21 protein-coding genes and 1 pseudogene are annotated in these 24988 nt (G+C 54.4%); 7 read left to right on the top strand and 15 right to left on the bottom strand.

Annotation, left to right across the window (positions count from 1 at the left end; translation table 11 throughout):
* The first annotated feature begins 38 nt into the window (after nt 1-38).
* The 4 genes and pseudogenes from QJQ48_RS07730 to QJQ48_RS07715 all read left to right on the top strand — a co-directional run bounded on the left by QJQ48_RS07730 (nt 39) and on the right by QJQ48_RS07715 (nt 3727).
* Complete coding sequence (locus QJQ48_RS07730) at nt 39-341, top strand: DUF2442 domain-containing protein (protein WP_346290630.1); 303 nt, start codon at nt 39-41, stop codon at nt 339-341.
* Nucleotides 342-702: 361 nt separating this feature from the next.
* The gene (locus tag QJQ48_RS07725; RefSeq protein ID WP_346290629.1) at nt 703-2451 is read left to right on the top strand and encodes an amidase family protein; all 1749 of its coding nucleotides are present in this window, start codon (nt 703-705) and stop codon (nt 2449-2451) included.
* 388 nt (nt 2452-2839) lie between these two features.
* Nucleotides 2840-3316: pseudogene (locus tag QJQ48_RS07720) on the top strand (nucleoside monophosphate kinase); the annotation flags it as partial.
* A 99-nt stretch (nt 3317-3415) separates the two neighbouring features.
* Nucleotides 3416-3727: a thioredoxin family protein gene (locus QJQ48_RS07715; protein WP_346290657.1), complete on the top strand. Its 312-nt coding sequence runs from the start codon at nt 3416-3418 to the stop codon at nt 3725-3727.
* 11 nt (nt 3728-3738) lie between these two features.
* On the opposite strand, the gene QJQ48_RS07710 is transcribed toward QJQ48_RS07715, so the two are convergent.
* From QJQ48_RS07710 to QJQ48_RS07680, 7 genes are all read right to left on the bottom strand, one after another.
* Complete coding sequence (locus tag QJQ48_RS07710; protein ID WP_346290628.1) at nt 3739-4014, bottom strand: hypothetical protein; 276 nt, start codon at nt 4012-4014, stop codon at nt 3739-3741.
* A gap of 78 nt (nt 4015-4092) precedes the next feature.
* Nucleotides 4093-4935: an ABC transporter permease gene (locus QJQ48_RS07705; RefSeq protein WP_428843032.1), complete on the bottom strand. Its 843-nt coding sequence runs from the start codon at nt 4933-4935 to the stop codon at nt 4093-4095.
* A complete protein-coding gene (locus tag QJQ48_RS07700; protein WP_346290627.1) occupies nt 4932-5915 on the bottom strand; it encodes an ABC transporter ATP-binding protein in 984 nt (327 codons plus the stop codon). The genes QJQ48_RS07705 and QJQ48_RS07700 overlap by 4 nt, the downstream gene beginning before the upstream one ends.
* A gap of 93 nt (nt 5916-6008) precedes the next feature.
* Nucleotides 6009-6182, bottom strand: a complete 174-nt coding sequence (locus QJQ48_RS07695) for a hypothetical protein (protein WP_346290626.1) — start codon at nt 6180-6182, stop codon at nt 6009-6011.
* Between the two features lie 295 nt (nt 6183-6477).
* The gene (locus tag QJQ48_RS07690; protein WP_346290625.1) at nt 6478-7206 is read right to left on the bottom strand and encodes a 16S rRNA (uracil(1498)-N(3))-methyltransferase; all 729 of its coding nucleotides are present in this window, start codon (nt 7204-7206) and stop codon (nt 6478-6480) included.
* 10 nt (nt 7207-7216) lie between these two features.
* Nucleotides 7217-7735: a GUN4 domain-containing protein gene (locus QJQ48_RS07685; protein WP_346290624.1), complete on the bottom strand. Its 519-nt coding sequence runs from the start codon at nt 7733-7735 to the stop codon at nt 7217-7219.
* A gap of 36 nt (nt 7736-7771) precedes the next feature.
* Complete coding sequence (locus tag QJQ48_RS07680) at nt 7772-9256, bottom strand: GUN4 domain-containing protein (protein ID WP_346290623.1); 1485 nt, start codon at nt 9254-9256, stop codon at nt 7772-7774.
* A gap of 207 nt (nt 9257-9463) precedes the next feature.
* On the opposite strand from QJQ48_RS07680, the gene QJQ48_RS07675 reads away from it, so the two are divergent.
* The gene (locus QJQ48_RS07675; RefSeq protein ID WP_346290622.1) at nt 9464-13276 is read left to right on the top strand and encodes a hypothetical protein; all 3813 of its coding nucleotides are present in this window, start codon (nt 9464-9466) and stop codon (nt 13274-13276) included.
* 18 nt (nt 13277-13294) lie between these two features.
* On the opposite strand, the gene QJQ48_RS07670 is transcribed toward QJQ48_RS07675, so the two are convergent.
* The 6 genes from QJQ48_RS07670 to QJQ48_RS07645 all read right to left on the bottom strand — a co-directional run bounded on the left by QJQ48_RS07670 (nt 13295) and on the right by QJQ48_RS07645 (nt 18917).
* Nucleotides 13295-14188 (bottom strand): WecB/TagA/CpsF family glycosyltransferase, encoded by an 894-nt coding sequence (locus QJQ48_RS07670; protein WP_428843031.1) that lies wholly within the window; start codon nt 14186-14188, stop codon nt 13295-13297.
* Nucleotides 14189-14625: 437 nt separating this feature from the next.
* A complete protein-coding gene (locus QJQ48_RS07665) occupies nt 14626-15363 on the bottom strand; it encodes a ZIP family metal transporter (RefSeq protein ID WP_346290621.1) in 738 nt (245 codons plus the stop codon).
* 9 nt (nt 15364-15372) lie between these two features.
* On the bottom strand, nt 15373-15780 hold the full coding sequence (locus tag QJQ48_RS07660; protein ID WP_346290620.1) for a ketosteroid isomerase family protein: 408 nt from the start codon (nt 15778-15780) through the stop codon (nt 15373-15375).
* A 73-nt stretch (nt 15781-15853) separates the two neighbouring features.
* The gene (locus tag QJQ48_RS07655) at nt 15854-17203 is read right to left on the bottom strand and encodes an FAD-dependent oxidoreductase (RefSeq protein ID WP_346290619.1); all 1350 of its coding nucleotides are present in this window, start codon (nt 17201-17203) and stop codon (nt 15854-15856) included.
* A 23-nt stretch (nt 17204-17226) separates the two neighbouring features.
* Nucleotides 17227-18276, bottom strand: coding sequence for a glycosyltransferase family 4 protein (locus QJQ48_RS07650; protein WP_346290618.1), 1050 nt, complete (start codon nt 18274-18276; stop codon nt 17227-17229).
* A 56-nt stretch (nt 18277-18332) separates the two neighbouring features.
* Nucleotides 18333-18917: a DsbA family protein gene (locus QJQ48_RS07645; protein WP_346290617.1), complete on the bottom strand. Its 585-nt coding sequence runs from the start codon at nt 18915-18917 to the stop codon at nt 18333-18335.
* A 438-nt stretch (nt 18918-19355) separates the two neighbouring features.
* Here QJQ48_RS07645 and QJQ48_RS07640 point away from each other — a divergent pair, with 438 nt between their 5' ends.
* Together QJQ48_RS07640 and QJQ48_RS07635 are read left to right on the top strand one after the other, a co-directional pair.
* The gene (locus tag QJQ48_RS07640) at nt 19356-22436 is read left to right on the top strand and encodes a coiled-coil domain-containing protein (protein WP_346290616.1); all 3081 of its coding nucleotides are present in this window, start codon (nt 19356-19358) and stop codon (nt 22434-22436) included.
* Between the two features lie 209 nt (nt 22437-22645).
* On the top strand, nt 22646-23647 hold the full coding sequence (locus QJQ48_RS07635; RefSeq protein ID WP_346290615.1) for a lipase family protein: 1002 nt from the start codon (nt 22646-22648) through the stop codon (nt 23645-23647).
* Nucleotides 23648-23699: 52 nt separating this feature from the next.
* Here the strand turns inward: QJQ48_RS07635 and QJQ48_RS07630 are convergent, their stop codons facing one another.
* The gene (locus QJQ48_RS07630) at nt 23700-24377 is read right to left on the bottom strand and encodes an SOS response-associated peptidase (protein WP_346290614.1); all 678 of its coding nucleotides are present in this window, start codon (nt 24375-24377) and stop codon (nt 23700-23702) included.
* Nucleotides 24378-24947, bottom strand: a complete 570-nt coding sequence (locus QJQ48_RS07625; protein ID WP_346290613.1) for an SRPBCC family protein — start codon at nt 24945-24947, stop codon at nt 24378-24380.
* Between the last annotated feature and the right edge of the window lie 41 nt (nt 24948-24988).

Raw genomic sequence — 24988 nt, 5'->3', positions numbered from 1 at the left:
CCTCAAAATTTTTTCAGCAATATTGATAGAGGTTGGGCATGACTACTTTGACGCTTGAAACAGAACCTCTCGCAGCTCAGGTTAGCGTCACGGATGAAAAGTTAATCGTAGACCTAACCGATGGACGCAGCATAACAATCCCCCTGTCCTGGTATCCTCGGCTGCTTCATGCTTCTCAAAAAGAGCGGCAAAACTGGCAGCTTTTAGGAGATGGCTACGCAATTGAATGGACTGATTTAGACGAGCACATTGGCATTGAAGGGCTGCTGACAGGCAGACAGAGCGGTGAAAGTTCTCATTCTTTTGAACGCTGGTTAGCCACCCGCAGCCCTTCGGCATAGTTCAAGCACAAGTGCCCTGAGTAAAAACAGTCAGTCTCAAGACAGGCTATCCCAAAGCCTGGAGAATTTGAGCTGCTTACCTCAGATCATGACGCTGAGAAAAAAGCGAGAAGTGTCATACTCGACGTCAAATGAACCTGAGAGCGAGCTAGTTATAGACGTATCGATCGCCGCAAAACTTTAGGTATCTCTGGATCAAACAGAACATTTCAGCGGTGGGAAAAGAGTGTTCAGGCTGGACAGTTTTCCTGAGAAATTGCTGAGAATCTGCTAGGTAAGCATAAAGCGCAAGGAGTTTTCCTGTTTTAGCTGTCTTTGCGCTCAGATACTCTTTCTCTCTCCTCAATAATCTTCATTGCTCATGCTAAAGCCCCTTGTGAGTGCAACAACGGCACTGGCATCCTTAGCGATCGTCGCAGCTGAAGCTGCTGTTGCTGCCCAATTTCGACTACAAGATGCCACAATCAGCGATATCAATAAAGCTTTCGAGGCAGGTGCCTTAACCTCGGAACAGCTTGTGGAGCTGTACTTGAATCGGATTGCGGCCTATGACGATACTGGGCCAGCTATCAATGCCGTCATTGCTACCAATCCTGATGCCCTCAATATTGCCAAAGCCTTAGACTTAGAACGACAAACCAGTGGCCCCCGTAGCCCGCTGCATGGCATTCCTATTCTGCTCAAAGACAACCACGACACTTTTGATATTCCTACTACAGGTGGCTCGGATGCGCTAGTCGGCTCCGTTCCTCCAGATGATGCCTTCGTCGTAGACTTGCTGCGAGACGCAGGCGCGATCATCTTTGGCAAAGCCGAGATGGATGAGTTTGCTATCTCTGGTTCGGGCTACAGCTCTCTGGGCGGGCAAACCTTCAATCCCTACAATTTGCTGCGACAGTCGGGCGGCTCTAGCGGGGGTACAGGGGCCGCGATCGCCTCTAGCTTTGCCACCTTTGGCACTGGCAGCGATACGGGCGGTTCGATTCGCACGCCCTGTTCTTTTCAAGGGCTTGTATGCGTGCGGCCAACCCGGGGCCTGCTAAGCCTAGACGGCATCATTCCCTTTGTTTTGTCACGGGATATGATTGGCCCAATGGCTCGCTCAGTAGAAGATGCGGCGATCGCGCTGGGCGTAATGGCGGAATTTGATCCGGACAATCCCGGTATTCAAACGCCCATTGCAGCGCCACCGGTGGAGCTAGATAAGTTTTACGACGACTATACCCAGTTTCTCGATGCCGATGCGCTCAAAGGGGCGCGGCTAGGATTGGTAACCAACTATTTAGGAGTGGAAAATGGGGTTGATCCAGAAATTACGGCTCTAGTCCAAAAAGCCTTAGCCGTGATGGAAGGTTTAGGCGCAGAAATCATCGAAATCTCTTTTGCAGATGACTTCTTAGAACCTTTAAGTAGTGTCTACAGCACTGCGATCGCCGTTGAGCAGGAGATCTATTTAGAAGAATACCTGTCAACTTTGGCCCCTGAATATCCTAAGACGCTAGAGGAGCTGATTGCGGTTTTAGAATCTCCGGCGATCGCCGATTCTGAAACACCGTCTAGAATCATCGGGACGCTAGAATTTGCGGCCGCCGAAGGAGCCTCTGAAGAAGCGGATTATCTCGAAGTGGCTGAAGTGATAGCTCCCTTTTTAAGGAATACTTTACTTGACACGCTCGACTCCCTCAATCTAGACTCGTTCCTCTTTCCCACAATTGATACCTTTGCACGTCCAGTCAGCGGCGTTGAGGATCCAACCTTTATAGATCCACCAGGCAATCCACCAGCGCGACAGGTCTTGTTTGCCAGCTCTACCGGACTGCCGGATATTACCGTGCCAGGGGGCTTCAGCTCGCAAGGTTTACCGTTTACCTTATCCTTTACAGGCCGTCCCTACAGCGAGTCTAGCCTGCTGGGATTCGCTTACTCTTTTGAGCAAGCGACAAAGTTCCGCAAAGCCCCATCCCTCACGCCTGCCCTAGCGGGCGAAGAATTCAAGTACGCTTCTGTTCCAGAGCCAAACTTAGCGGTGGCTTTATTTAGCTTAGGCGGCATTTTCATCGGCTGGAAATTTGTTAAACGTCGCCAGAGCCGTTGTCTCTACGAAAGCTGACTACCGACAGATGACTGCGATCGCCTACAAATTCAATTTCCTTTGAGAAAATGACAGTCAGGCTCTAGAGCTAAAGCGTCCACCCAGACGAGTTTTGACAGCAAGTTCCTCAGTAAATTAAAACGCGAGCAAGATGCTCGCACTAACCGATCTGAACGATAGGCAAGGGAGCGTGAGCGTCTCGCTCACGACCGGAAAACACCCGGTTCATCCCTTGATTCAGCAACGCCAAATCCAAAAGAATTCACAAAAAATCAGCGGCATCGCGAGCAGATGCAACCTACTGCTCCACTATAGGAGCAAGCTATTTTTCTGCTGAGAGCGGGATGTCCTGTCTCTCAAAAGAGGCTCTACTTAACGCAAAAGAGCGCTGATAAGGGTACAGTCAATGAAATCTAAGCAGTTCATTCTGTTAGGACTTCCAGGGATAGGCGTGGAAGCTCAGGCGATCGCGCTGGCTGAGCGCTGGCAGCTTCCCTACATTTCGCTGGGCCAGCTGTTGCAGGCGGCGATCGCCGCTCAGTCGTCGCTTAGCGCTGAAGTTCGCTCATACACCGAAGCAGGCAAGCCGGTTCCTGAGGCTCTGATGACGAAGCTGATCCGGCGGCGACTAGAGCAGCCCGATGCCATGTTACAGGGCTGGGTGCTGGAAGGGTTTCCCTGTTCTTTAGATCAGGCTCAGGCGCTAGATGAGTTTTTGGCTCAGGCAGGGCTGCCGGCAGCCACGGTTGTTTATCTACGGGCCATGACGGGGCTTTTGGTCAATCGCCTGTGGAATGAGAACAAGCAGGCCGAGCCAGTTTCCGCCATTCGGCAGCGTCTATCTCACCAGCAAGAATCGATCGCCCCTGTGCTGGAGTATTATCAACAGCGATCGCAGCTCACAACCCTTAACGGCAGCCTGCCTTTTGCCGAAGTTGCCAGCGAGCTGTTTCAGCTAGGCCAGCCCACCGGGGCCGCCCCCATGATCAAAGACGAGGCAGAACTAGACTCACTCCTCGCCGCAGAATCGGTGCTGGTGGTAGACTGCATGGCAGCTTGGTGTGGTTCGTGTAAGCTAGTGACGCCGCTAATCGATCAGCTAGCTGTCGCCTATGGCGATCGCGTCAAGGTCATGAAAATAGACTTCGACGCCAACCAGCAGATTCCCCAGCGGTTTGGGCTGAAAGGAATGCCAGCCGTCATGTTTTTCAAAGAGGGCGAACTGCAGGAAACCCTAGTCGGCGTGAAGCCTTACCAAGAATACAGCGCCGTGGTGTCTCGCTTTTTGGCATAGCGACGCCATGCCTACCACTGCAGCTTAGAGGCGATCGCCCCTAGCAGCACAAGCAGTCCCAGCGATCGCCGGAAATAGTTAACCCCCTGAAACAACTCCATCCAGGCCCAAGTAAAGAGCGCACCAAAGGCAATCGCCTCTAAGCCTGCTTGCACATTGCCGCTTGTCGGCAGTAGGTTTAGCAGAGTAGCCGCTAGCCAAGTCAGAATAGGTGGGTTGGGCGGCTGGGCAATGACAATATCGCCGCTGCTGTCGCGAAAAATCCGGTCGAAGAGAGTAGTTTCCATAGGCTTGCGTCAAATTAAATCTGAGTGTAAACCGCCGTCAGGGTTTTCGGCTCAGACCTGAGATGTATCTGCGCCGCTTTAGGCTCCCATGCCGGAATACTGCTTCAGCCCCCGTCGCCAGAGCCAGCGGTTGAGGCCAAAAAAGATTAGCCCCCAAATCAAGATCGTTAGAAATCCCTGCGCGTAGTTAACAGGCATTTCCACTAAAATGCTGGCCGGAAAGTAAATCAGATAGGGAAAGGGCGTCCACAGCACCACCGCTCGCACCGCTGCCGGAAACATTTCCAAAGGCGCTAACATGCCTGAGAGAAACAGATAGAGCAAAAACCAAAACTGCTCAATGGCGCTGGCCCGCTCTGTCCAAAATGCCAGCATGGCCGAGGTATACTGCATCAAAAATCTTAGGCAAAAAGACAGGGCGATCGCTATCAGTCCGACGAAAACCGCTCTGAGACTGGGAAGCCAAAGTGCCTCAGGATAGAGCAAAAAGAAAAAGGCAATCAAAATCGCCGCCAGTGGCAGACGAGCAAAACGTTCGGCTAAGTGGCTAAAAAAGTGCCGCCACACCGGGTCGATAGGCTGTAGCAAATTGGGGGAGAGTTTGCCCTCCAGCACCTCTCGCTCAAACTCCCACACCACCCACACCACCGTGAACTGACGCACCAGAAACACTGCCAAAAAATAGCGGACAAATTCAACCGGCTCTAGGCCGAACTGGCCGCTGCGAGCAGCCTCAGCCCAAATTCCCATCAAGATCAGCGGAAAAGTACCCGATAGCACCCAGAACAGCAGTTCCGCTCGGTACTCCACCATGTAGGCGTAGTAGACCGTCAGGAGAGTTTTAATCAGGTGAAACAGATTTGAGAACGAGGAGCGGCCAGAACGCCGAGGCCGCAGAGGTAGTTGGGAATCTTGGTTCATGAAATTGCTCCCGCTTGAAATACCCGGCCAATCACTTCTTCAACTGGCGGATCGGTGACGGTTAGATCTTTAATCTCCAGTTCTGCTAACAGCCGCGCCACGGTCTGAGTCAGGGCCTCGCGCCGCACAATCAGGCTGGCCACGCAGCCCTCTAAGGTTTCTACCTCTCCGTAGCCCTGCAGATCCTGGGCGCTGATCTGACAGTCCAGCTCTACTTTCACCTCCCGGTAAGGCGCAAACTGCTCTAATAGCTGGTCTAAGCCACCGTCATAGATCAGCCGCCCCTGATAGATCAGCAGTACCCGCTGGCAAAGCGCCGTGATATCGGCCATATAGTGACTGGTCAGCAGCACGGTAGCCCCATAGCGGCGATTGTATTCCTGCAAAAAGCTGCGCACCGCCACCTGAGCATTCACGTCTAAGCCCAAAGTAGGTTCATCTAAAAACAAAATTTGCGGTCGATGGAGCAGCGCCGCCAGCATTTCAGCTTTCATCCGCTCACCCAGGGAAAGCTTCCGCACCGGCTGACTGAGTTTATCCCCCAGCGCCAGCATCTCAGCCAGTTCACTCACCCGATAGCGAAACTCTTTGTCGGTAATGCCGTAGATCGCCCCGTTAATCCGCAGTGAATCCATCGCTGGCAAATCCCACAAAAGCTGCTGCTTTTGCCCCATCACCAGCGTAATCTGGTGTAGAAAATCGGCGTGGCGCTGGAAAGGGGTGTAGCCAGCTACCTGCACCTGACCGTCAGACGGGTGAATCAGTCCGGTGAGCATTTTCAGCGTCGTGGTTTTGCCAGCGCCGTTCGGCCCCAAAAAGCCAACAATTTCCCCCGGCTGAATCTCAAAGGAAACTGCCTGCACGGCCTCCACATAGCGATAGGTCCGGCGAAAGAAATGGCGCAGGGTTCCCTTCAGCCCTGGCTGCTTGATAGCAACCGGATAGCGCTTACTCAAATGATCTACAGAGATAATGGACATGGCACCGCTCAGCAGGACTCAAGTACTACTCTATCGAGTCGGGCTGGCATCCACTATCTCTTTCTTGATGGAATTATCCCTGGCCAGAAAGTTTCATTGGCGCAGAATCCGGCTAAGGGCACCTGTGGCCTTGATTTGAGGGCTACGGGTTGAGCGTTTAATCCAGCGGGCAGCGATCGCGGACTTAAAACGAATCGGCAGGGTCACGCGGCAAAAATCTAGGTGATTGCTGGATTGCCACTGGCGGGTATCAATATGTAGTCGCACGGTTCTCTAATCGCATCCTGAGTCAACAGATAGAGCAGAGGCGTCAGTGTCTGGACCTCGCTACCGGACATTAGATTCCGCTTCTTTTTTCAGCAGTTCCCCCAGGGTAAGATCCGACTGAGATATCCCGGCAAAGACGCTGCCGACTTTGTGGTTTTGGACATGTTCCAGGACAAAGCAGAGGCTGTACCCGGTAGCGCCACATAGCCTACCACAGGGACCAGCAGGTAGGCGTTGGCTCAATAATATGCAACAAAAGCTGCCCGTTCGGGCCTAGTTTCAGCCGCCTTAGCGTTCACATTACCGGACCAGCTTGTAAACTACGGGCGGCATTGACCAGCGCTAGAGCCGCCAGTGGAGCCGTGACGGCCCGCAAGATAGAGGGGCCTAGAGATACCGCCTGATAGCCTGCGGCGATCGCTGCGTCAACTTCTGCTGCTGTCCAGCCGCCCTCCGGACCAGTCGCCAACAACAGGGCATTGGGAACCTGCTCTAGCAGACAGCTCAGCAAATGGGACTGGGACTGGCGGGCACTGCAGAGATAGCAAGTTTTATCCAAATCAGTGAGTTGCAAGAGCTGGACAAAAGACAGCGGGGCTGCAATCCGGGGTACAGTCAGCCGCTCCGACTGCTCTGCGGCTTCTGCGGCAATCCGCCGCCAGCGATCAAGCTTTTGGGGGCTGGGGCGCAACAGAGTGCGATCGCTAATGATGGGCCAAATCTCGGTGACACCCAGCTCAGTGGCCTGCCGCACCACCTCGTCAAAGCCGCTGCCCTTAGGTAAAGCTGCCGCCAAAATCACCTCCGGCAGGGCAGCCAGACTAGGGGTCGCGGTTGCCAAAATTTGGGCGATCGCCGCCTCATCGGTAAGGGCCGCTAGCCACTGCTGCCCCTGCCCGTCTAGAGCCAGAAAGCGATCGCCCGCTTGTAGCCGCAGGACTCGCCGCAGGTAGTGCTGCTGCTCCGGGGTGAGCTGAATTGACTCTGTTTGTAGCTGAGCCGCCGTAATCGTAATCCGTTGCACAGATAGTTCTCTACTGTAGGCTGCAGCGCTCTAGTCTGAGCATTAAAGCATCTAGCTTATCAGCATCGACAAAGCCCGCCCCGCGCCCGCTGCCAAAGCCGCCGGCCAGCAGAGAGTTTTCGAGGGAAAGCTGCCAAAACCACAGAGCCGGAAACTGGCCAATAGGGGCTTCTAAGGTGAAATTGAGCCGACTGTAGAAGCGGAAGAAGGCAAAAGGCTTAGCGGCCCAAGGCGTCCAGCCAACCGCGTGGCTAAATTGCACTGCATCGTGAGCCAGCGAGGTATAAATTTCTTGCTGCACCGAAAAGCCAAATCGGCGGGCACTGTGCCGTAGCCAAAGCTGATCAATCTGAAGCAGGTCAGCACAGGGCAAATAGGCGATCGCCTCCACGCCCAGCCCAATCGGCTCAGCCTGACCGATTGCCTGGCGCAGCAGATCTGCCGTAGCGCGATCGGCATCTTGCCATTCCTGAGCCGCCAGCAGATGGTCAAGGTCTTGATAGTCTAGAGCCGGAAGGATGGTTTGCATTGGGTAGTTTGCATATAGGAAACTGCAACGAAAAAACTACGACGGCAGGCACTGAGCTAACCGATCAAAAAAGGCATCTATTTCAGCCGAGCCAATACTATAGACACTTTCCAGTGTCGTGCAGGCCCAGCGCCAGGTCGGCAGATGACCGCGCGGAGCCGCGTCAGTAAACTGTAGCTCGCTGTAGGCTTTGGTAATCTTGAGGAAGCTGCCCCAGCCCCAGTTATCCTGCCAGCCAACAACGCGCAGAAAATCTTGGCTGCTAGGCTGATTGGCATAAATTTGGCGCTGGACTTGAAAACCATATCGACTGCTGCTGTAGCGCTGCCAAAGGCCGTCAACAGTCGTCAGATCGAGGCAGGGGAAACTGTTGATTAACGAGCTGCTGAGCGGTCGCATGTCCTGACTGCCTGCCCGCAGCATCACCCGCTCGGTTTCTCGGTCGGCCTCTTGCCACTGCTGCGACCACAGCAACTGTCGCAGGCGGCGATAGTCTACGTCCTTGCTGGAGCGGATGGAACCATACAGCTCGTCAGTGACCGCCTCTTCAATCGCCTCAACCTCGGCAGTCGAAAGCTGCCAAATGCGGCGGGCCTGCTCTAGCCGACCTCGATCAAAATCATTGGGATAGAGCGTATGCTGAATAATCTGCTGGAACTCCTGGCGATAGCGATCGCGCACGGGCCGCCTGTCTTCTTCAGGGACTGGCTGTGGCTGTAGCAGCGTGGTTTGCAGCCGCGTATTTTCATTCTGCAGCCGCGTGATTTCTCCTTGCATCTGAGCATTTTCTGCCGTGAGCTGACGAATCTGCCTTTGATCGGTTCGCACTTTGGAGAGATGCTTTTCACGAATATCGGCAATGTCTGAGTAGGCCAATCCCAAACTTTCCTGCAGGCGCTCTAGCTCGGCTTCCGTCTCCGGGCTGAAGGGATATTGCCGCTGAATTTCCTCAGCTAAGATCTGTTCGTAGCGCGCTTGCTTTTGCTGCAGAGTCTTGTAGGGGCCCAAAGCCTGGGCCTGAATTGTTTGGGCCTCTTCAGGCTTGAGATTGAGCTGATGGCGCAGCAGTTCCAGATTGGCCTCCTCCACAGGCGTATAGCCATCCCCGGCTGCATAGGCTTCTGCCTTACCCGCGTAAACCAAATGCTTAGGCAAAAGCCGCCGGGCGAGAGGCAGCAGGGCTGAAACCTCTGCCGCCTCTCGCGTCTGAGTTTGCAAATGGGTTGAGCCAGCCCACAGATCGATGCGCATTTCAACCGGTATCTTTTCTAAACGCTTACTCAGTAGCTGCAAAAGGGGACGGAGGCGATCGACTTCTAGCTCAGCAATCTCGATATCACCGCGATGACCATTTGCGGCGGCATCGATCACGGGGCGGCGAGCGTCGATGCCTTTAATCAGACGGATCTTCTCCAGTATTTCGCGGAGCTGCTGATTGCGTTCACCTTCATTCAGGGTGTCGTCGCTCAGGTGCAGGGCGAAATAAATTTTGGAATCTGCCGTCATGCGTGTCTCGCTCATTTAAAGCCTGCCTGAAAATACCTGAGATATTTGCCCAATGTTATACCAGGCAATGGGTAGCCGCGATCGCTTCTAACCAAATAAATTTATTTATTCCAGCGCCGACGTTTTCGTAGAGCCGCTGAACAGTTACAAGCGTGTCACAACAGCATGAGTTACAGAAGCCGGGAGATATCATCATGAGGCGTCCCCCTGCGGTTTTTACTGATGTCGTCTAAGCAGTTTATCCGGGTTGAAGTTTCTACCGATCATCCGGCCCTGTTAGCGGGCCTAGAGGCTTGGCTACAGCTAGAGCTGTTGTCTGATGAGCAGGTGAGCTATTTGGGACAAACATCGCTGAGCTGCCCGGTTAGTCTGCCTGAACAGGCTAAGCCGCCAGCCGCTGCTGCCAATCCCGTCTCACCTACCGCCGCCGCGACGGCGCAGGCGATCGCCCGCCCCCCCACACCTGCCTGGACAACTCGGCTAACCCAGCCTGTCAATCAGCTCCTAGAGCGGCTGATGGCTGAGCTAAGCGTCGTCTGGCTGCTGTGTCTAGGCGTGCTGCTGGTGGTGCTGTCATCGGCAGTGTTGGCCGCGACCCAGTGGAGTCGCTTCAGCGTAGTGGGTCAATATTTAGTGCTCTTGGCCTATACCCTAATTTTCTGGCTAGGTGGACGCTGGGCGGCTGCCCGTCCGCGACTCCAGCTCACAGCTAAAACGCTGCGTATCGTGGCGCTGCTGCTAGTTCCCATCAATCTGTGGGCCATCGACGGGCTGCGGGTTGGGCGATCGCCCACGGGTTTGCTAGTCAGCCTGCTGGCGATGGCATTGCTAACAGGCTGTACGGTGTGGCGCTATCCCCAGCTACCCCAGTCTGCAGCCCATCGGCAGTCGAGGCGACTGGTCTGGGCGCTGGTCTTTTTAGGGCTGGCCTACTTGCAACTGGGCTGGAACAGTCTGGGGTTGCCGCTGACGGCTCTCTATGGTGGTACGGTTGCGACGGCGATCGCCTTTCTGAGGCCGCTGCGGCATCCAGAGTCAGAAGCGGCCTCCTTTAATCCAGCCACTACCGCCTCGCTGCTAGTCATCTACAGCCTGTCAGCCCTGCTGCTGCGAGGCTTTACGACTCCTGAGATTGATATTGCTGACTTAGGGCTGGCCGTTGGCACCTGCGGCGCCCTGCTTGTTTGGCTGATGATCACCGCTACCGAGCAGCTTACCTTAAGCGGTCTGTGGCTGTGGAGCGGGCGTAGCCTGCTCTGGCTGGGCTGGCTGCTGGCGGTGTTTACCGTACCTGGGCAAGCAGTGCTGGTCAGCCTCTTGGGATTAGGGCTGCGCGGCCTGCAGCTCGTCAAAACCTGGCGATCGCGGCATTTGCTAGCCGCTTTGTTAATCACCCTGCAGGTAATCTGGCTGAGCTGGCGCAGCCTGCCAGCAGGCTGGCAGCAAGCCGCCACAACCCTGACTACAGGCTGGACAGGAACCGAGTCTAATCCAGAAGTGCTGCTGGGGGTTGCCTATTGGCCGCCGGTCATCCTGCTCATCGGGCTGGCCGACTGGCTATATCGGCGCTCCCAGCCACGACTAGCTCAGCTCTCGGAAAGACTGGCTTTAGGACTCGGACTCATTTTGATCGCCGTCAGTAGCTTAGATCTAACCGTGCTGGCGCTGACCCTGATTGCGGCTGCCCTGACGCTGCTGGTTGTCACTTGGCGGCGATCGCCTGCCTCCCCGCTGCTGATTAATACCACCCATGCTGCCAGCCTATTGGCGGTAGCTGTTGCCATTGCTGATCGCTGGCCCAACTTACCCCCCGGACACTGGCTGGTGATCTGTCTGGGGGCTACCGGCCTAGAGTGGAGGCTGAGCTGGGGAGATAGCCACCGCCCCTGGCGAGAGAGCGCCTGGTATTTTGGCTGCGGCCTAGCCGGACTCAGCTATTTCAATTTGCTCACGGCTTTAGAAAATAAGCTGCTTGGCTTTGACTGGAGCCTTGCGGGACTAGCCTTGCCCGTGGGCCTGACGCTGCTGACTCACCGGACGCCCCAGCGACGCTATAGCCGCGAGCTAAGTTTGTTAGCCACTGGCTTGACTGTCCCCCTGACGCTGTTTTTGCCCTGGACGCGGCTCGTCGGGTTAGGTCTGGCAACGGTGTTAAGCGGTTTTCTCAGTCGCGGCTGGGCCAAACTGTCCGTAGCGCTGGTGACTGTCTTGTTTGGCTTGGGTGGGGGCGTCTGCCTAATTCAGGATGTCCTGCCTGGTATGCCCAGACTAACCGGCGTGCAGTGGTATCCCATTGGGGCGATCGCGGTTTGGGCCTTATGGCTGACGGAGCGCCTGCTGCAGCGCCGATTTGGGCCTGCTGACGCTGAAGCATGGACGAGCCCCCCCGGAGCCTATCTGTATGCCAGAGCCGTCGATATTTGGGGCTATGTTCTCTGTCTGAGCTTGCTGCTGTGCCTGACGGCTGAAGTGGCTCTGTTATATGCCGATGGGCGATCGCTCCAGCCCAGCTACCTAGTGGCAATGGCGATTTTGACCGGGGCACCGCTTTGGCGGCAGTGGCGAGCGCCCCAAAATTCTGGCGTCTATCTGACTGGCTGGGGCATAGAGCTGCTTATGGCTGAAGCTTTAGGCGGCAGCGATCTGCTAGCGCTGGCAACAGCCACAGTTGGGTTGGGGCTGGTGAGCCTGACGATCGCCACTTGGCTGCGGGGGCGGCAGCGGCTGACCTTGACCAGTTTGCAGGTCTTACCTTTGGTCTATGGCGGACTGGCGATCGCGCTGCGCAGTACTGATTTTACGGCCACAACGGGAGGGATCACCCTGGGCGCTGCCCTAATTGTGCTAGAGGTCGGGCGCCGCTGGCAAAGCCGCTGGCTGGGATGGCTGGCGCTGGCGGGCGGATCCCTAGCCTGGTATGAGCTAGTGCTGTATCAGCTCAGTCAGGCGACGGGCGGCGATCCGGGAGACGGTTTGGTCATTTTGGCGGGCGTGGCTGCGCTGATTATGGGCGTTTACCGGCTAGCAGGGCGGTGGATTCAGCAGCGACTGCGCTACCCGCAATTGGCGCTGACAGCGGCAGCTCATCTACACTGGGCCGTGGCGACACTGCTGCTGTTTCTAACGCTGCCCAGCGTCATCCTCTCCAACCTAACGCTGACGCCTTTGGCCTTAGTCCTGGCGATCGCCGTGACTCTTTATCCGCTGTGGCAAGGCCGCGCCGCCCAGTCCGAAACCTGGCTCTATGGAGGGCTAGCACAAGGGTTAGGACTGATTGTCTACATGCGCCTGTTGTTTCCGGCCCTGTCCCCTCTAGATCGATGGAGCGGCGCGATCGCGGTTATCCTTGCCGTCGGACTTTATCAGCTTCCCTGGTCGCACTGGGGCTGGCCGCCGCGTCCCTGGCAGCAGGCAGGCCGCACTTTGCCGATTTTAGTGACTGCTGTGGGAGCAATTTGGCTATATTTAGTTAACTTCTGGCTGGCGGCTGGATTCTATGGCTGGCTGAGCTGGCGGCAGCAGCAAATCCGGCTGAGCTATCTGAGCCTGGTGCTAATCGACTGGGCGATCGCCCGCTGGCTGATTGAAAATATTGTCAGTCAGGGCATCTACTATGTTTTGCTGTGGGGCGGCTCGCTGCTCTATGTAGCGCAGGTAGATCCACTCTGGCAGCTACCGGCCCATAAGTCCCAGCGGCACTGGCTGCGGGTGCTGGGGCTAGGCACCATTCTGCTCTACTGTTTGCTATTTGAACCTTGGACAGGGCTGCCGGTTGCCGTAGTCAGCCTAGTGTCTCTGCTAGTGGGTTTGGGCCTACGAGTTCGGGCCTTTCTCTACGTTGGCACAATCATTTTTGTACTCAATGTGCTCAATCAGCTGATTCTCCTCAATGCCGAGTATCCTCTAGTTAAGTGGATGATCGGCATCGTGGCCGGAATCGGATTGATTTGGGTCGCTGCCGACTTTGAACGCCGCCGCGAACAGTGGATCAGCCTAGCTCATAACTGGCGCAGCGGACTCAACCACTGGCAGTAGCGGCTGCTCAACTTTAGGTTAAGAAGCCCGTTGTTCGCGCTTGAGTCTAGCCTGCAAAATCATCCAGAGGAAAGGCATATCGCGCAGCAGATAGCGTTTCCAGAGCCGCCGTGGTTCTGACATCAGCCGATAGAGCCACTCAAACCCCAATTCGCTCACATATCGGGGCGCTCTAGGCTTGTTGCCCGCCTCGAAGTCAATCGCGGCTCCAACGGCTAGGAAAATGTCAATGCTAGGCAACTGATGCCGATACTTGGCGATCCATTTTTCCTGCTTGGGTGCCCCTACCCCTACCACCAGCACGTTAGCACCAGAGGACTGAATCATGTCTATAATCTTTTGACATTCGGCCTCGTCTTGTTCAAAGCCGTAAGAGGGAGAATGGGCCTGCACGATTATTTCGCGGCCACTCCGGGCGTTAATATTTTTTCGGGCCTGTTCGGCTACCCCTTCAGCCCCGCCCAGCATAAATATTTTGATCTGCTCATTGTGGCGGTGATGATGGCAAAACATCGGCAATAAATCGGAGCCGGAAATCTTTGCCTTAATAGGCGTTCCTAAAAACTTGGAAGCATAGAGTAAAATTTGGCTGTCACAGATTTTGTAGTCTGCTTGCTTATAAGCCCGCACAAATTCCGCGTCTTGCCGCAGCTTCATGACGTGATCGACATTGGGCGTAAAGACAACGCCTTGATTGAGCTGCTGCAGAAAATCAGAAGCAGCCATATTATCGATTTCAATGTCCAAGATGCGGACACGTTCTCTGGCAATGATGTCTTGCCGCTGCTTGAGGCTCCGTTGCTTGATCTCGCGGGCCATTGAGGTCAGCGATGCTTTACGGAGATCTGCATAGAGCGCCTGAACTTTATTAGTGGGAAGAATAGAGCTATTGGTTTCTGTGTTTAAAGTCATCAGGAATTTTTCTCAGAGCAGCTTGTAGTAAAACCCTATGTTCGGGCAGGAAAGATAAGTTTTCGGGATTAATTGCACCCAGATAGCCTAGCCAGAAATCAGTAACCTCTACTAAAGTAGAATCAGTAGTGCAAGACGGTTTACTTTTTGTAAAAGTTTCATCGCTTTACGCTCGGTTTTTAAACGATTCGTGAAGACAGCCGTTTTCTCAACTACGGGTACTAGCAACTTACGACACCGCCTGTAGAATTCCCATCTTCCCTGAGATAGTTTTATTTCCCGTCATTTTCGCGGATCCTCTAACTCTAGAGGTATAGAATGATACAGATATTGCACTTGTGTCAATCTAGGCCAGCACGGTCAAAAGCTTTATATTTGCTGGCAGAGGTGCGACAGGCTACAACGAGCCTATGACAGTTCCCTGGCCTGTAAGTGCTTCAAAGCGCCAGCAACAGGGCAGCATAAGCGCTAGTTCCCGTAGCAAAAGCCCAAAACTGGCTCTCTCGTTCTTCAGGCAATTCCTCTTTAAGCACGTTGAGAATAATACCGCCGGCTAGAAAAGCAAACAGCGCAGCGATCGCCGCTTCCGAAATTTCAGCGGTATTGCCAATGATCCAGCCGGTCAACACAGTTGACGCCAAGATCCAGCGGCCTGAGCGATGATAGGTGCGCTTGTGATCCTGCTGCAGGCCCACATCGTTTACCAAAAAATGCAGCGCCATTGCCACTAAAAAGAACAGCAGTCCCCGCAGACTTTCATCTTCTCGGTGCAAGAGCAAATAGCCAATAAGAGCGTTATAAGTAGCAAAGACGGCAATGTGTAGCCAGTAAACTCGAAGACTGGCGGTTTCATCCGTTTTCTGGGGCGATCGCTGCTGAGACCGTTTGACTAATCGCTCTAAACCATAGAAAACCGCCAGCCCTAACAGCGCCATAATATAGACGTGACTTTCAATGAAAGCTAGCGGGATAGCTTCGTCTAGGACAGACTGATGCTGATTGAGATCGGGCAGCAGATGAATGAAGACGTAGGCCACAGAGACACCGCTAGCAAACGAAAGCCACCAGCTTCGGGGCAAGTGACTTAAAAATCGCAGATTGACGCCGTAGAGATGAACTAGGGCTAAGCAGGCAGCTCCTAGCAGCGAAACTGTCCAGGGCGCGAACTCAAACATAGCGAGCAGTTAGCGGCGCAGCTTCAACAATTCTTGCATCGAAGCTAAAAGTCGAATCCGTACGTATTCAATCTGGGCTTGGCGGTTGAGAATAAAAATCCAGCCGACGTTGACCTTGAACAAAGGAGTTCGTACCTTACCCTTGATTTCGGCCTGTAGGCTGCCGGTTTCGAGGGTAGTCAGTTCACCCTGCAGCGGCTCTAACTGCATATTGCTGGCTTCCTGAGCTAGGTAAGCCGCGATCGCCTCTGCCCCCGTAATGGGTTCTTCAAAAGGTGGCTGCAGTTGCCCCTCCGGCGCGAATAGATCCGCAACGGCGGCAAATTCACTCTGGTTGAGTCGATCAAAATACTGGCAGAGCGTGGGAATCTCAGACCAGTGCGTCACAGTCAGATCGAGCAGAGAAGTTGAGGTCATCAAATTTGAGGTCGTACTAATTTTTAGACTGGAGGGCGTCATGCGTCATTTTCTCCGGTCTAAACCAGGTTTATCACAGGCTCAAAACTTCCTCGCCTACCGTGGGATGGATTCCCAGAGCGCGGCTCAGCGCCTTGTCGGTAATGCCCTGACGAATGGCAACAGCAACGCCTTGCACAATGTCCGCCGCATGTTCGCCAACCACGTGTAGCCCCACCACTTGGTTAGACTTTTGATTGACAATCACCTTGACCAATCCCTGCTCCGACTGCTGGGTCAGGCTGTAGCGCAAGGGCTGGAAAGACTGACAGCGCACCTGCATGGCTTCCCCTAGCTCATCAGCCGCCATTTGCTCCGTCAGCCCTACCGTTGCAGCTTCCGGGCGCGCAAATACGGCTGAGGGAATACAGGGGCAGTCAATCGGCGTAGCTGTGCCTAAAAGCGTTTGGGCGACAGCCTCACCTTCGGCCTTAGCGACGGGCGTCAGCGGCTTATTGCGCCGGGTGCAGTCGCCTACCGCATAGATGTGAGCTTGGCCGGTGCAGCCATAGTCGTCCACCGCGATCGCCCCGGAGTCGGTCTGCACGCCTGCTTGCTCTAGGCCCAGTCCGGCCAGGTTCGGCTGCCGACCGATCGCCGCCAGAATGCAGTCCGTCCGTAGGGCTTCCGTTTGATTGGAAAGATGAAGCTGTAACCCCTGGGCTGTTTTCTCTAAGGCTTTGGCTTTGGCCCCACCGATAAAGCGAATGCCCCGCTCAGTTAGGCTATTTTGCACAGCGCAGCGGATATCTTGATCAAAGCCGGTGAGAATCTGATCGTCCACGTCCAGCAGCGTCACTTCGCAGTCCAGCCAGTTGAGCAAACTGCCAAACTCTACGCCAATATAGCCAGCCCCGACGATGGCGATGCGCTTGGGCAGCGCCGTCAGCGTGAACATGTCTCTAGAGGTAATAGCCAGCTCAGCGCCGGGACAGTCTAGCTGGGTTGGCCGGGCCCCAACGGCAATGACAACATGGGCCGCGCTATAAGTGCGATCGCCGACCTGAAGCTGATGGGCATCCAGGAATTGGGCCTGCCCGGCAAGGTAGGTAACGCCTGCCTCCTCTAGCTGCGATCGCATGGACTGATTAATCTTGGCGATATGCTGATGCATTGACTGCTTCAGTGCCGACCAGTCAAAAAGTCCTTTGGGATTGACCCAGCCGTATCCCGTCGCCATCGCCTGCTGCTGGGCAACATCTGCCGCATATACCATCAGCTTTTTGGGCACACAGCCCCGGTTGACGCAGGTGCCGCCGATGGTGTCTTGCTCGGCGATCGCTACCTGCCAGCCCTGCTTAGCCGCTGACTTAGCCGCTGATAGCCCCGCTGAACCGGCTCCAACTACGAGCAAATCGTACTCAAAATTTTGCGCATCTTTCATAGTGGAGTCTGAAAATTTATTACCTAAGCGACTTTCTGCGGCGGCGCTGAGGAGAGTACCTGCTCATAGACAGCCAGGTAGCTATCCGTCATAGCTTCATAGCTAAAATGCTGCTCTACGCGCTGCCGACAGCGCCGCCGATCTATTTGATCAACCTGGGAAACCGAGCTGATCATGTCCTCTACATCATTGCAGATAAATCCGGTTTTGCCTGGCTCAATCACCTCCGGCACCGCCCCCATCCGCATCGCCACTACGGGCGTTCCAGTCGCCATCGACTCCACCATCACCAGACCAAATGGCTCGTGCCAGGTAATCGGAAACAGAGTGGCGATCGCATGGCCGAGCAGTTGGGTTTTCTCAGCGTGATTGACTTCGCCTAAATACTGAATCTGCGCTTCGTCAAAGTGAGCAGCCACCTCTTGCTCAAAATAGTCGCGGTCTTTTTTATCCACTTTCCCGGCTAGCTTCAGCGGCAGTCCGAGCTGCTTGGCGACGGCAATAGCGTGATGTGGCCCTTTATTGGGAGACATGCGGCCCAAGAAAGCTAGATAGGGGGGATCTTGCGGCTGTTCGACAAAGGGAAACCGCCCTGGATCAATGCCGTTATAAACCGTCGCGATATAGTTGAGCTGGGGCGCTAAATCCTGCTGCGCCCGACTGATGCTGACAAAGTTTTGCTCCGGATAGCGGGTGTAAAGCTTGCGGTGGTCTTTACCAAAGTTGCTGTGCATGGTGTAGACCGTGGGCCGCTTGATAATGTGAGCGATGGGCAACGGCGGAATCCATTTGTGAATATGAATGATATCGAAGTTGTCAAGCCGCTCTAGCAGCTGCTGTAGCTGAATCATCTCGTAAACCATTGGCTCCTCGATCGCTTCGTTACCCCGGATCGGCTCAGCGATCGCAGCTACCAGTTCGGCCTCGGTTTGAGAATCGCCAGTGGCGAAGAGGGTGACATCATGATGCCGTCGCACCAGCTCATCAGTTAAAAAGCTCACAACCAGCTCAATGCCGCCATAGGCGGGCGGCGGAACGCGCTCCCAAAGTGGAGCAACTTGGGCAATTCGCATAATTAGGCTCTCCTTGTACTTCCTGCGGCGATTGGCGCTTGTAGATAAGCGCCGACTTAGTTTTGGCTTATCAGTGAATCGAATAGATTTTGCCAGTCCGAAACGGTTGCACTGGAATCTAAAACGTCGGCTTTTGCCCCATTAATCAGGACAGTTGGCGTTGACCAGATACCTCGAATAATGGCGTAGCGAACTGAGTGCTTAGCTCGATTTTCTAGCCCGTCGTCGCCCAGCTTTTCAGACAGGGAAGTTGGGGGACTCTGGCCGGTAAAGTCTTCTACAAACTCTGCAATCAAATTGTGTAAATCTAGCTGAGTTTTTTGTTTGAAAGCCGCTGTAGAAAACTGGGATTGACGTTGATAAAGATATGAAAAGAACTGCCAAAAGCGCTCTGCATCCCCGTTGGCTACCCAGGTAGCCGCTTTTGTAAGATCCCAGCTCTGCCGGTGATCGCAAAGGACTGTCGGCAGAGCCGTAAAGGCAACCTGCTCTGAGGCACTACCGGCCACAACCTTCTGCAGAGTTTCCCAAGCACGCTTGGAAAAAGGACACTCAATATCGACGAAGACTTCAGCTTGAATAGGCGCGTTTCCAGAGCCAATTCGATAACCGTAAGGTCTAGATGGAATAGGAACTGACATTACAAATAATTAATTAGTTTTAAGCGTTTTACGACACCTGCCAAATAGTAGGAATAATTGGGGACTTTCTCCCTCTTCCTACAGCCGTATATTGCGGCTTATTCACCTGTCAACAGGCAAAAAGGAGTTCAAGTGCTACTGAATTTTGGCAAAAAATTAACGCTATGGAGAAAGCAGTACGGCTCTACGTCTGTGCAAGCAACAGCGATCGCGCCTGCCTTCTGGGCCTGGTATCAGCCTGTAGAGAGATGCTTAAACAACTGAAAAAATGTTGGATTAGCTAGGGCAGTAAGCAATCTCAGGCTAAAGACACAAGTCTGAAAGAGATAAGTCAGCTTTGACTTGTGGCAATCCTTTCTTGATGAGAGATTGCTGCCTGGAAGTTTGCAGTTACAGTTTAAGTTTTTGAGGATGGGTCCAATGATAGGTTTTAACGGGATGCTGACTGCGTGGCGCTTCATTGCGCAGCTTTCCGACGCTGGCGTCGATACTCCTGAGGAAGCAGCTCTCGTTTTTTCAGGGCCTCAGTTTTTTGTGGCGCTGCTGTCGGGTTTGATTTTGGCCTTCGGCTTTCAGATGCTGCTGACGAATTTGTCGGTAGCAACGGGAGTTTCTTATCTCAGTCACAGCAGCTCCAGTAAGTCTTCCAATAGCAGCGACAGCGGTTTGTCAGTCCAGACCATTAGCGTTGCTTTTGGGGCTTGGACATTAGTGACGGTTAGCGTAGCCCTGTTTTTTGCCTGCTGGTTAGCCGTGAAGCTGAGCCTGTTTGACAACTGGGTGCTGGGCACAATCACCGGACTGGTAATTTGGGGACTTTACTTTACCCTGTTGGTCTGGTTTAGCTCCACGACGGTAGGTTCTCTGGTGGGTTCGGTTGTCAAGCAGGCAACCACGAGCTTTCAGACCCTGATGGGAACGGCCACGGCTGCCCTCGGGGCCAAAGCCACTAGTAATCAGGTCGTAGCGACCGCAGAAGCCGCTGCGGCCGCCGTTCGGCGAGAGCTAGCTGAAACTGTAGACCCTGACGCCGTCAAAGACACCCTGCAGAGCTATGTGGCGACCCTGCGATCGCCTGAAGTGGACATTAGCGATTTAGAGGCCGAGTTCGAGCAAATTGTCAGAGAAGCAAACCTACAGGACTTAGGCGACACAGAAACCCTACAGCGGATCGATCGTCAGGCATTTGTGGATTTGGTCAGCAGCCGCAGCGATCTTTCCGCCCGCGAAGTTAATCGCATTGCCGATCGCCTCTATAAAAGATGGCAGCAGTCGCTGCAGCAGTCTTCTTCTAATAGTTCTAATAGCGGCATTAAGGAACTGGTTAGCTACCTCCGCAACGCCCAGCCAGAAGAAATTACCGAAGGATTCAATCAGCGGCTTGATCAGTTGCTCGAAGAACTGCGCCGCCGTCGCCGCGATCGCACCTCTTCTGGCCCGATTCAGCAGGCCCTTTCTCAAGGACTGAACACGGCAATGGGCATTGCCATGGGCCGCACCGATTTGTCAGATCTAGACGTTGAAAAAATTCTTGATCAGGTGCAGTCGGCTCGCTACCAGCTTGGAGATCAGGCCCAGAAAATTGCCAGTCAGGTCAGCAGCAGTGAGGCCGAGCCAGTCAGCCTGCTCAAGGCCGACGTCGAGAACTATCTGCTTCATACCTACGTTTGGCAAATGCGGGGTGAGCGTTTGCAAGAGTCTTTTAGCAACGTTCTCTACGATCGCGACGCGGATCCGGCAGCCCTGCGCCGCCAGCTAGAGCAGCTCAATCGCCCCTATTTTGTTGACGTCTTGCAGTCTCGCGGCCTGCTAACTCAGGCAGAAATTCAGCAGACTTCGCTGCAGCTAGAAGTCATTCGGCAAAATGTGCTGCAGGAAGTGCAGGCCGCTGAGTGGATGCAGGCGCAAAAGCAGCTACGCCGAGAAGTCGAAATCTTCTTACAGCTCACGCCCAAAGAGGAGCTACTGACCGACCTAGGCGATCGCGCCTTTGAGGCGATTGTAGAAGACTCGGAGGCCACCAGCGAGCAGCTACGAGAGCGCTACACGCTGCTAAGTTCTAACTTTATGGTGCAGGTTTTGGTGACTCGCCCTGACCTAGATGCCACAGAAGCCCAGCAGATTGCCAGCAAGTTCCAGCAGATCCTTAACCGCAAGGTGGGCGATGCTGAAGGAGTCCAGCAGGCAGCTAAAGCGCGTCTGGAGAATCAGTGGCAGCAGCTGCAAGACTATCTACGCAGCACGGGTAAAGCCGAGCTAAACCCTGACGGCATTGAGCGCGATCTGCAAACTCTGCTCGATGAGCCAGAAACGGGGATTCGCCAACTGCGAGGCCGTTTAGCTCACTTTGACCGCGATACCCTGGTACAGCTGCTCAGCCAGCGCCCCGAGCTTTCAGAGGCCGAGGTCAACCGCATCGTCAATCAGGTAGAGCGCAACTGGTATCAGGCCATGAGCGCCCCCCGGCGGCTCAGCCACCAGGTGCAGGAAAAGTATCATCATGCCACCACGGCGATCGCAGACTACCTGCGCAACACAGGCAAAACGGAGCTCAATCCTGAAGGCATCAAGCGCGATTTGCAAAAGCTGATTGACGATCCCAAGATTGGCGCTAAGGCGATTCGGAGTCGCCTCGCCCGGATGGATCGCGATACCCTAGTCCAGCTCTTGAGCCAGCGCGATGACCTCAGCGAGGCCGAAGTCAACCAGACGATTGACGAAGTCTTAGACTCGATTCGCAGTCTGCTGCGATCGCCGCGTCGCCTGGCTCGCCGCGCCCAGACTCAGGTTGAGTCTTTCGAGACGGCGTTGGAAAACTACCTGCTCAGCACTGACAAAGCTGAGCTACACCCTGAGGGGATTAAGCGCGATCTCAAAACCCTAATCGACGATCCCCGTTTGGGCGCTGAGAAGATTGGCGATCGCCTCTCGCGCATGGATCGCGACACTCTCGTAGCGCTGCTAGCCCAGCGGGATGACCTCTCACGGGAAGAAGCCAATGAAATTGTGGGCCGAGTTGAGGCAGTACGCGATCGGATTCAGGCTCAGATGAACCTGGTGCAGCAGCGGATTGCCGCCGTGGTCGATCGGATTTTAGGCCGTATCCGTCACTATCTCAACTCGCTTGATCGGCCAGAGTTAGACTACAACGGCGTTCAGCGCGACGTGCGCAAGCTGTTTGACGACCCGCAAGCCGGATTCTCTGCTCTGCGCGATCGCCTCTCTCAGTTTGACCGCGATACGCTAGTAGCCGTCGTCAGCTCTCATGACAGCATTTCTGAGGCCGATGCCAACCGCGTCATTGATCAGATTGAATCCGCTCGTGATAGCGTTCTCCGCCGCGCCCAGCGGATTGAGGAACAGGTAGAGGTTCGCCTCCATGATCTCAAGCAGCAGGCCCATCAGCAGGTAGAGGCTACGAAAAAAGCAGCGGAAGCGGCTGCTTGGTGGCTATTTGGTACAGCGCTGGTATCAGCTATTGTTTCCGGCATTGCCGGTGGTATTGCCGTCATCAACTAATTTGACAGCTTTGCCTCGCTGAATATTTGGCTCAATTTAGTGACTCCTTCCTCAGTGAAGGAGTCTTTTTTTATCTTTATGTGATCATTTGGGTTTGATCAGAAATTGGATAGGATTTCCGTGTAGCTGAATTTAGAGTGGCTGATTGGGCACTTGGCTGATTGGGCACTTAAAGTACACGGTCAGGTGAAGAAATCGGGGGGCACAGTATGACTTACCAGCCAAGATACTTTCAGCAGTGGACTCAGGTACCGTTTCCAGCCGGTAAGCAGGGCTACACAGTGGCGATCGCTTGGTGGCTAGCTCAGTGCTCCCAGCTGGCTTACGAGAACAAAATTACGGTTGCCACCGAACTTAGACAAGCAAATTTCGAGCGAGTCGTCTTTTTTGATGCGGGGGGCACCCAGGCTTTTTTGGCCGTTCATCCCGGCGTTCCAGCAGGTGAGCAATTTGCTGTCCTGGCCTTCCGGGGCACAGAACAAGATTCAATTGATATTTTGACCGATATCAATCTGGTTAAGCGTCTCTTTCCTAACGAAAACCTGATTGAAGCCGCCCCCCAAGAAATAAAAGCAACTCAGAAAAAACCGCGAACCAGAGCTAATTTCTATGCCCACGGCGGCTTCTTAGAAGGTATTTACCATGTCTGGGGCAGCGCCCTGAGCCAAAAAGTGCAGCAGATTTATCCACCCAGACAGATTGAATGGAAAGGAACCCCCGGCATCAGCGAGGCCATCAGCGAGCTAGACCCGCAATGTCCGCTTTATATGACCGGGCACAGTTTAGGGGGGGCTTTAGCGACTCTGGCCGCCTACAAAGCGCTGATTTATCGTCAAGTCACCGGACTCTATACGTTTGGTTCCCCTCGCGTTGTGCAACGGCCTTTAGCAGAGGCTATTAACACCGATTTAGCCGGACGACTGCATCGGGTGGTCAATCATAACGACGTAGTCCCGCGACTGCCGCCACGACTGCCCCCGCTCATTGATTTTCATCACATTGATGAGCGGGTTTATTTTACGAAGCGCCGTCAGCATATACTCCTGTCTGATACCAATGTTTTCTGGTCAGACGCAGCGGTTCTGCTGCTGACGGTGTTAGAAGTTGTCTTGGCGCTGTTAACCTGCAAGCGCTATGTGCCACGCACTATCCTAGACCACCAAATTTCTGAGTACGTTAAGGACATTGAGCGGGAGCTGAGCCTGTCTTGAAGCCGCCCACAACATCGTTCCTAGCGCTGATTAACTCAAGTCACCCAAAGGTCTATTCCTGCGGATCGAGCGGCTCAATGCAGGCGGCAGTCTCGTGGCTAGGATTGTTGACCTGCGTGCTCACCGGATAGCCCTGCATTTCGGCGGCGGCATAGGGAGTAAGCAGAGGCTGCAAAACTTCTACTCGCTGCTCCTGCGGATCCAGCCAGGGATCGTAAGCGTCTGCTGGGAGAATTACGGGCATACGGTTGTGTACCGTCGCCAGCAGCTCATTGGGAGCTGTTGTGAGCAGGGTACAAGAATGGATGGTCTGGTCATCGTTTTGCCACTGTTCCCACAGACCGGCAAAGGCAAAAGGCGGGCGATCGCGCAGATGGAAGTAATAGGGCTGTTTTGTTTGGCGCTCTTTTTCTCGGTGCCACTCGTAAAAACCATCAGCCACCACCAAACAGCGCCGCCGCCGGAAAGCGGATCGAAAGGACGGCTTCTCGTGGGCCGTCTCGCAGCGGGCATTGATCAGCCGATTGCCGATCGCCGCATCTTTGGCCCAGCTGGGGATCAATCCCCAGCGCATGAAAGCGTGCTCCCGCCCGGCCTCGCCTGCTAAAACGACTGAAACTGACTGGGTCGGTGCAATATTGTAGCGGGGTGTTAGCTGCGGGGCGGTTTCTAGCTGAAAAGCCGCCGCGATCGCTTCCCCGCTATGACTCTGGCTGTATCGTCCACACATCTAACTTTCGCGGGTGCGCCGCTCGGCTTCAGTCGCGATCGCCTGTAGGTTTTCCTTGAGGCTGTTTTCAAAAATGCTGTAAAAGGCACCGTCTAGCAGACCAATATCGGCTTGCGCCGTGACCTGCTGCGTAATCAGAGCCTTCAGCGAGCCGGAACTGTCATCGGCAATTGAATCAATCCGCCAAAATCCCTCTAGTTTTTCTAAATCACCCTCGATCAACCGAAACGCAATTTCGCGGTCTTTCTCAATATTTTCAGTTCGCAAAGTCGATTCCACCGTTGTCAGCATCACGTCCCGGACATCGGTTTGTTCAACCACCTTGCGATCGCCCTCAGCTTCCACAATGCGGCTAGAAATCACCGTCGGCAAAAACTGGGCAAAATTTTCATAATCCCGCACAACGGCCCAAGCGGTCTGCCAGTCCGCATTGGCTAACACCATTGCCGTATACTGTCCGTCTTCTCCCATAACAACGACGCCTTCCTGCTCCAAAACGGCGCGATCGGGCGTAGCGAGGTGGCTCATGAGATTGTCAAGGGAGCTAGTGGGGGGTTGAGAAGTGGCCATAGTTGGGGCGAATTTACAGTTCTTAGTATTGTTAATCTAAA

The sequence above is a fragment of the Sphaerothrix gracilis Ecp01 genome, assembly GCF_030405905.1.
GTDB classification, from domain to species: Bacteria; Cyanobacteriota; Cyanobacteriia; order Phormidesmidales; family Phormidesmidaceae; genus Sphaerothrix; species Sphaerothrix gracilis.
The sequence above is the reverse complement of the archived record's forward strand: the minus strand, read 5'-3'. Positions and strand labels throughout refer to the sequence as shown.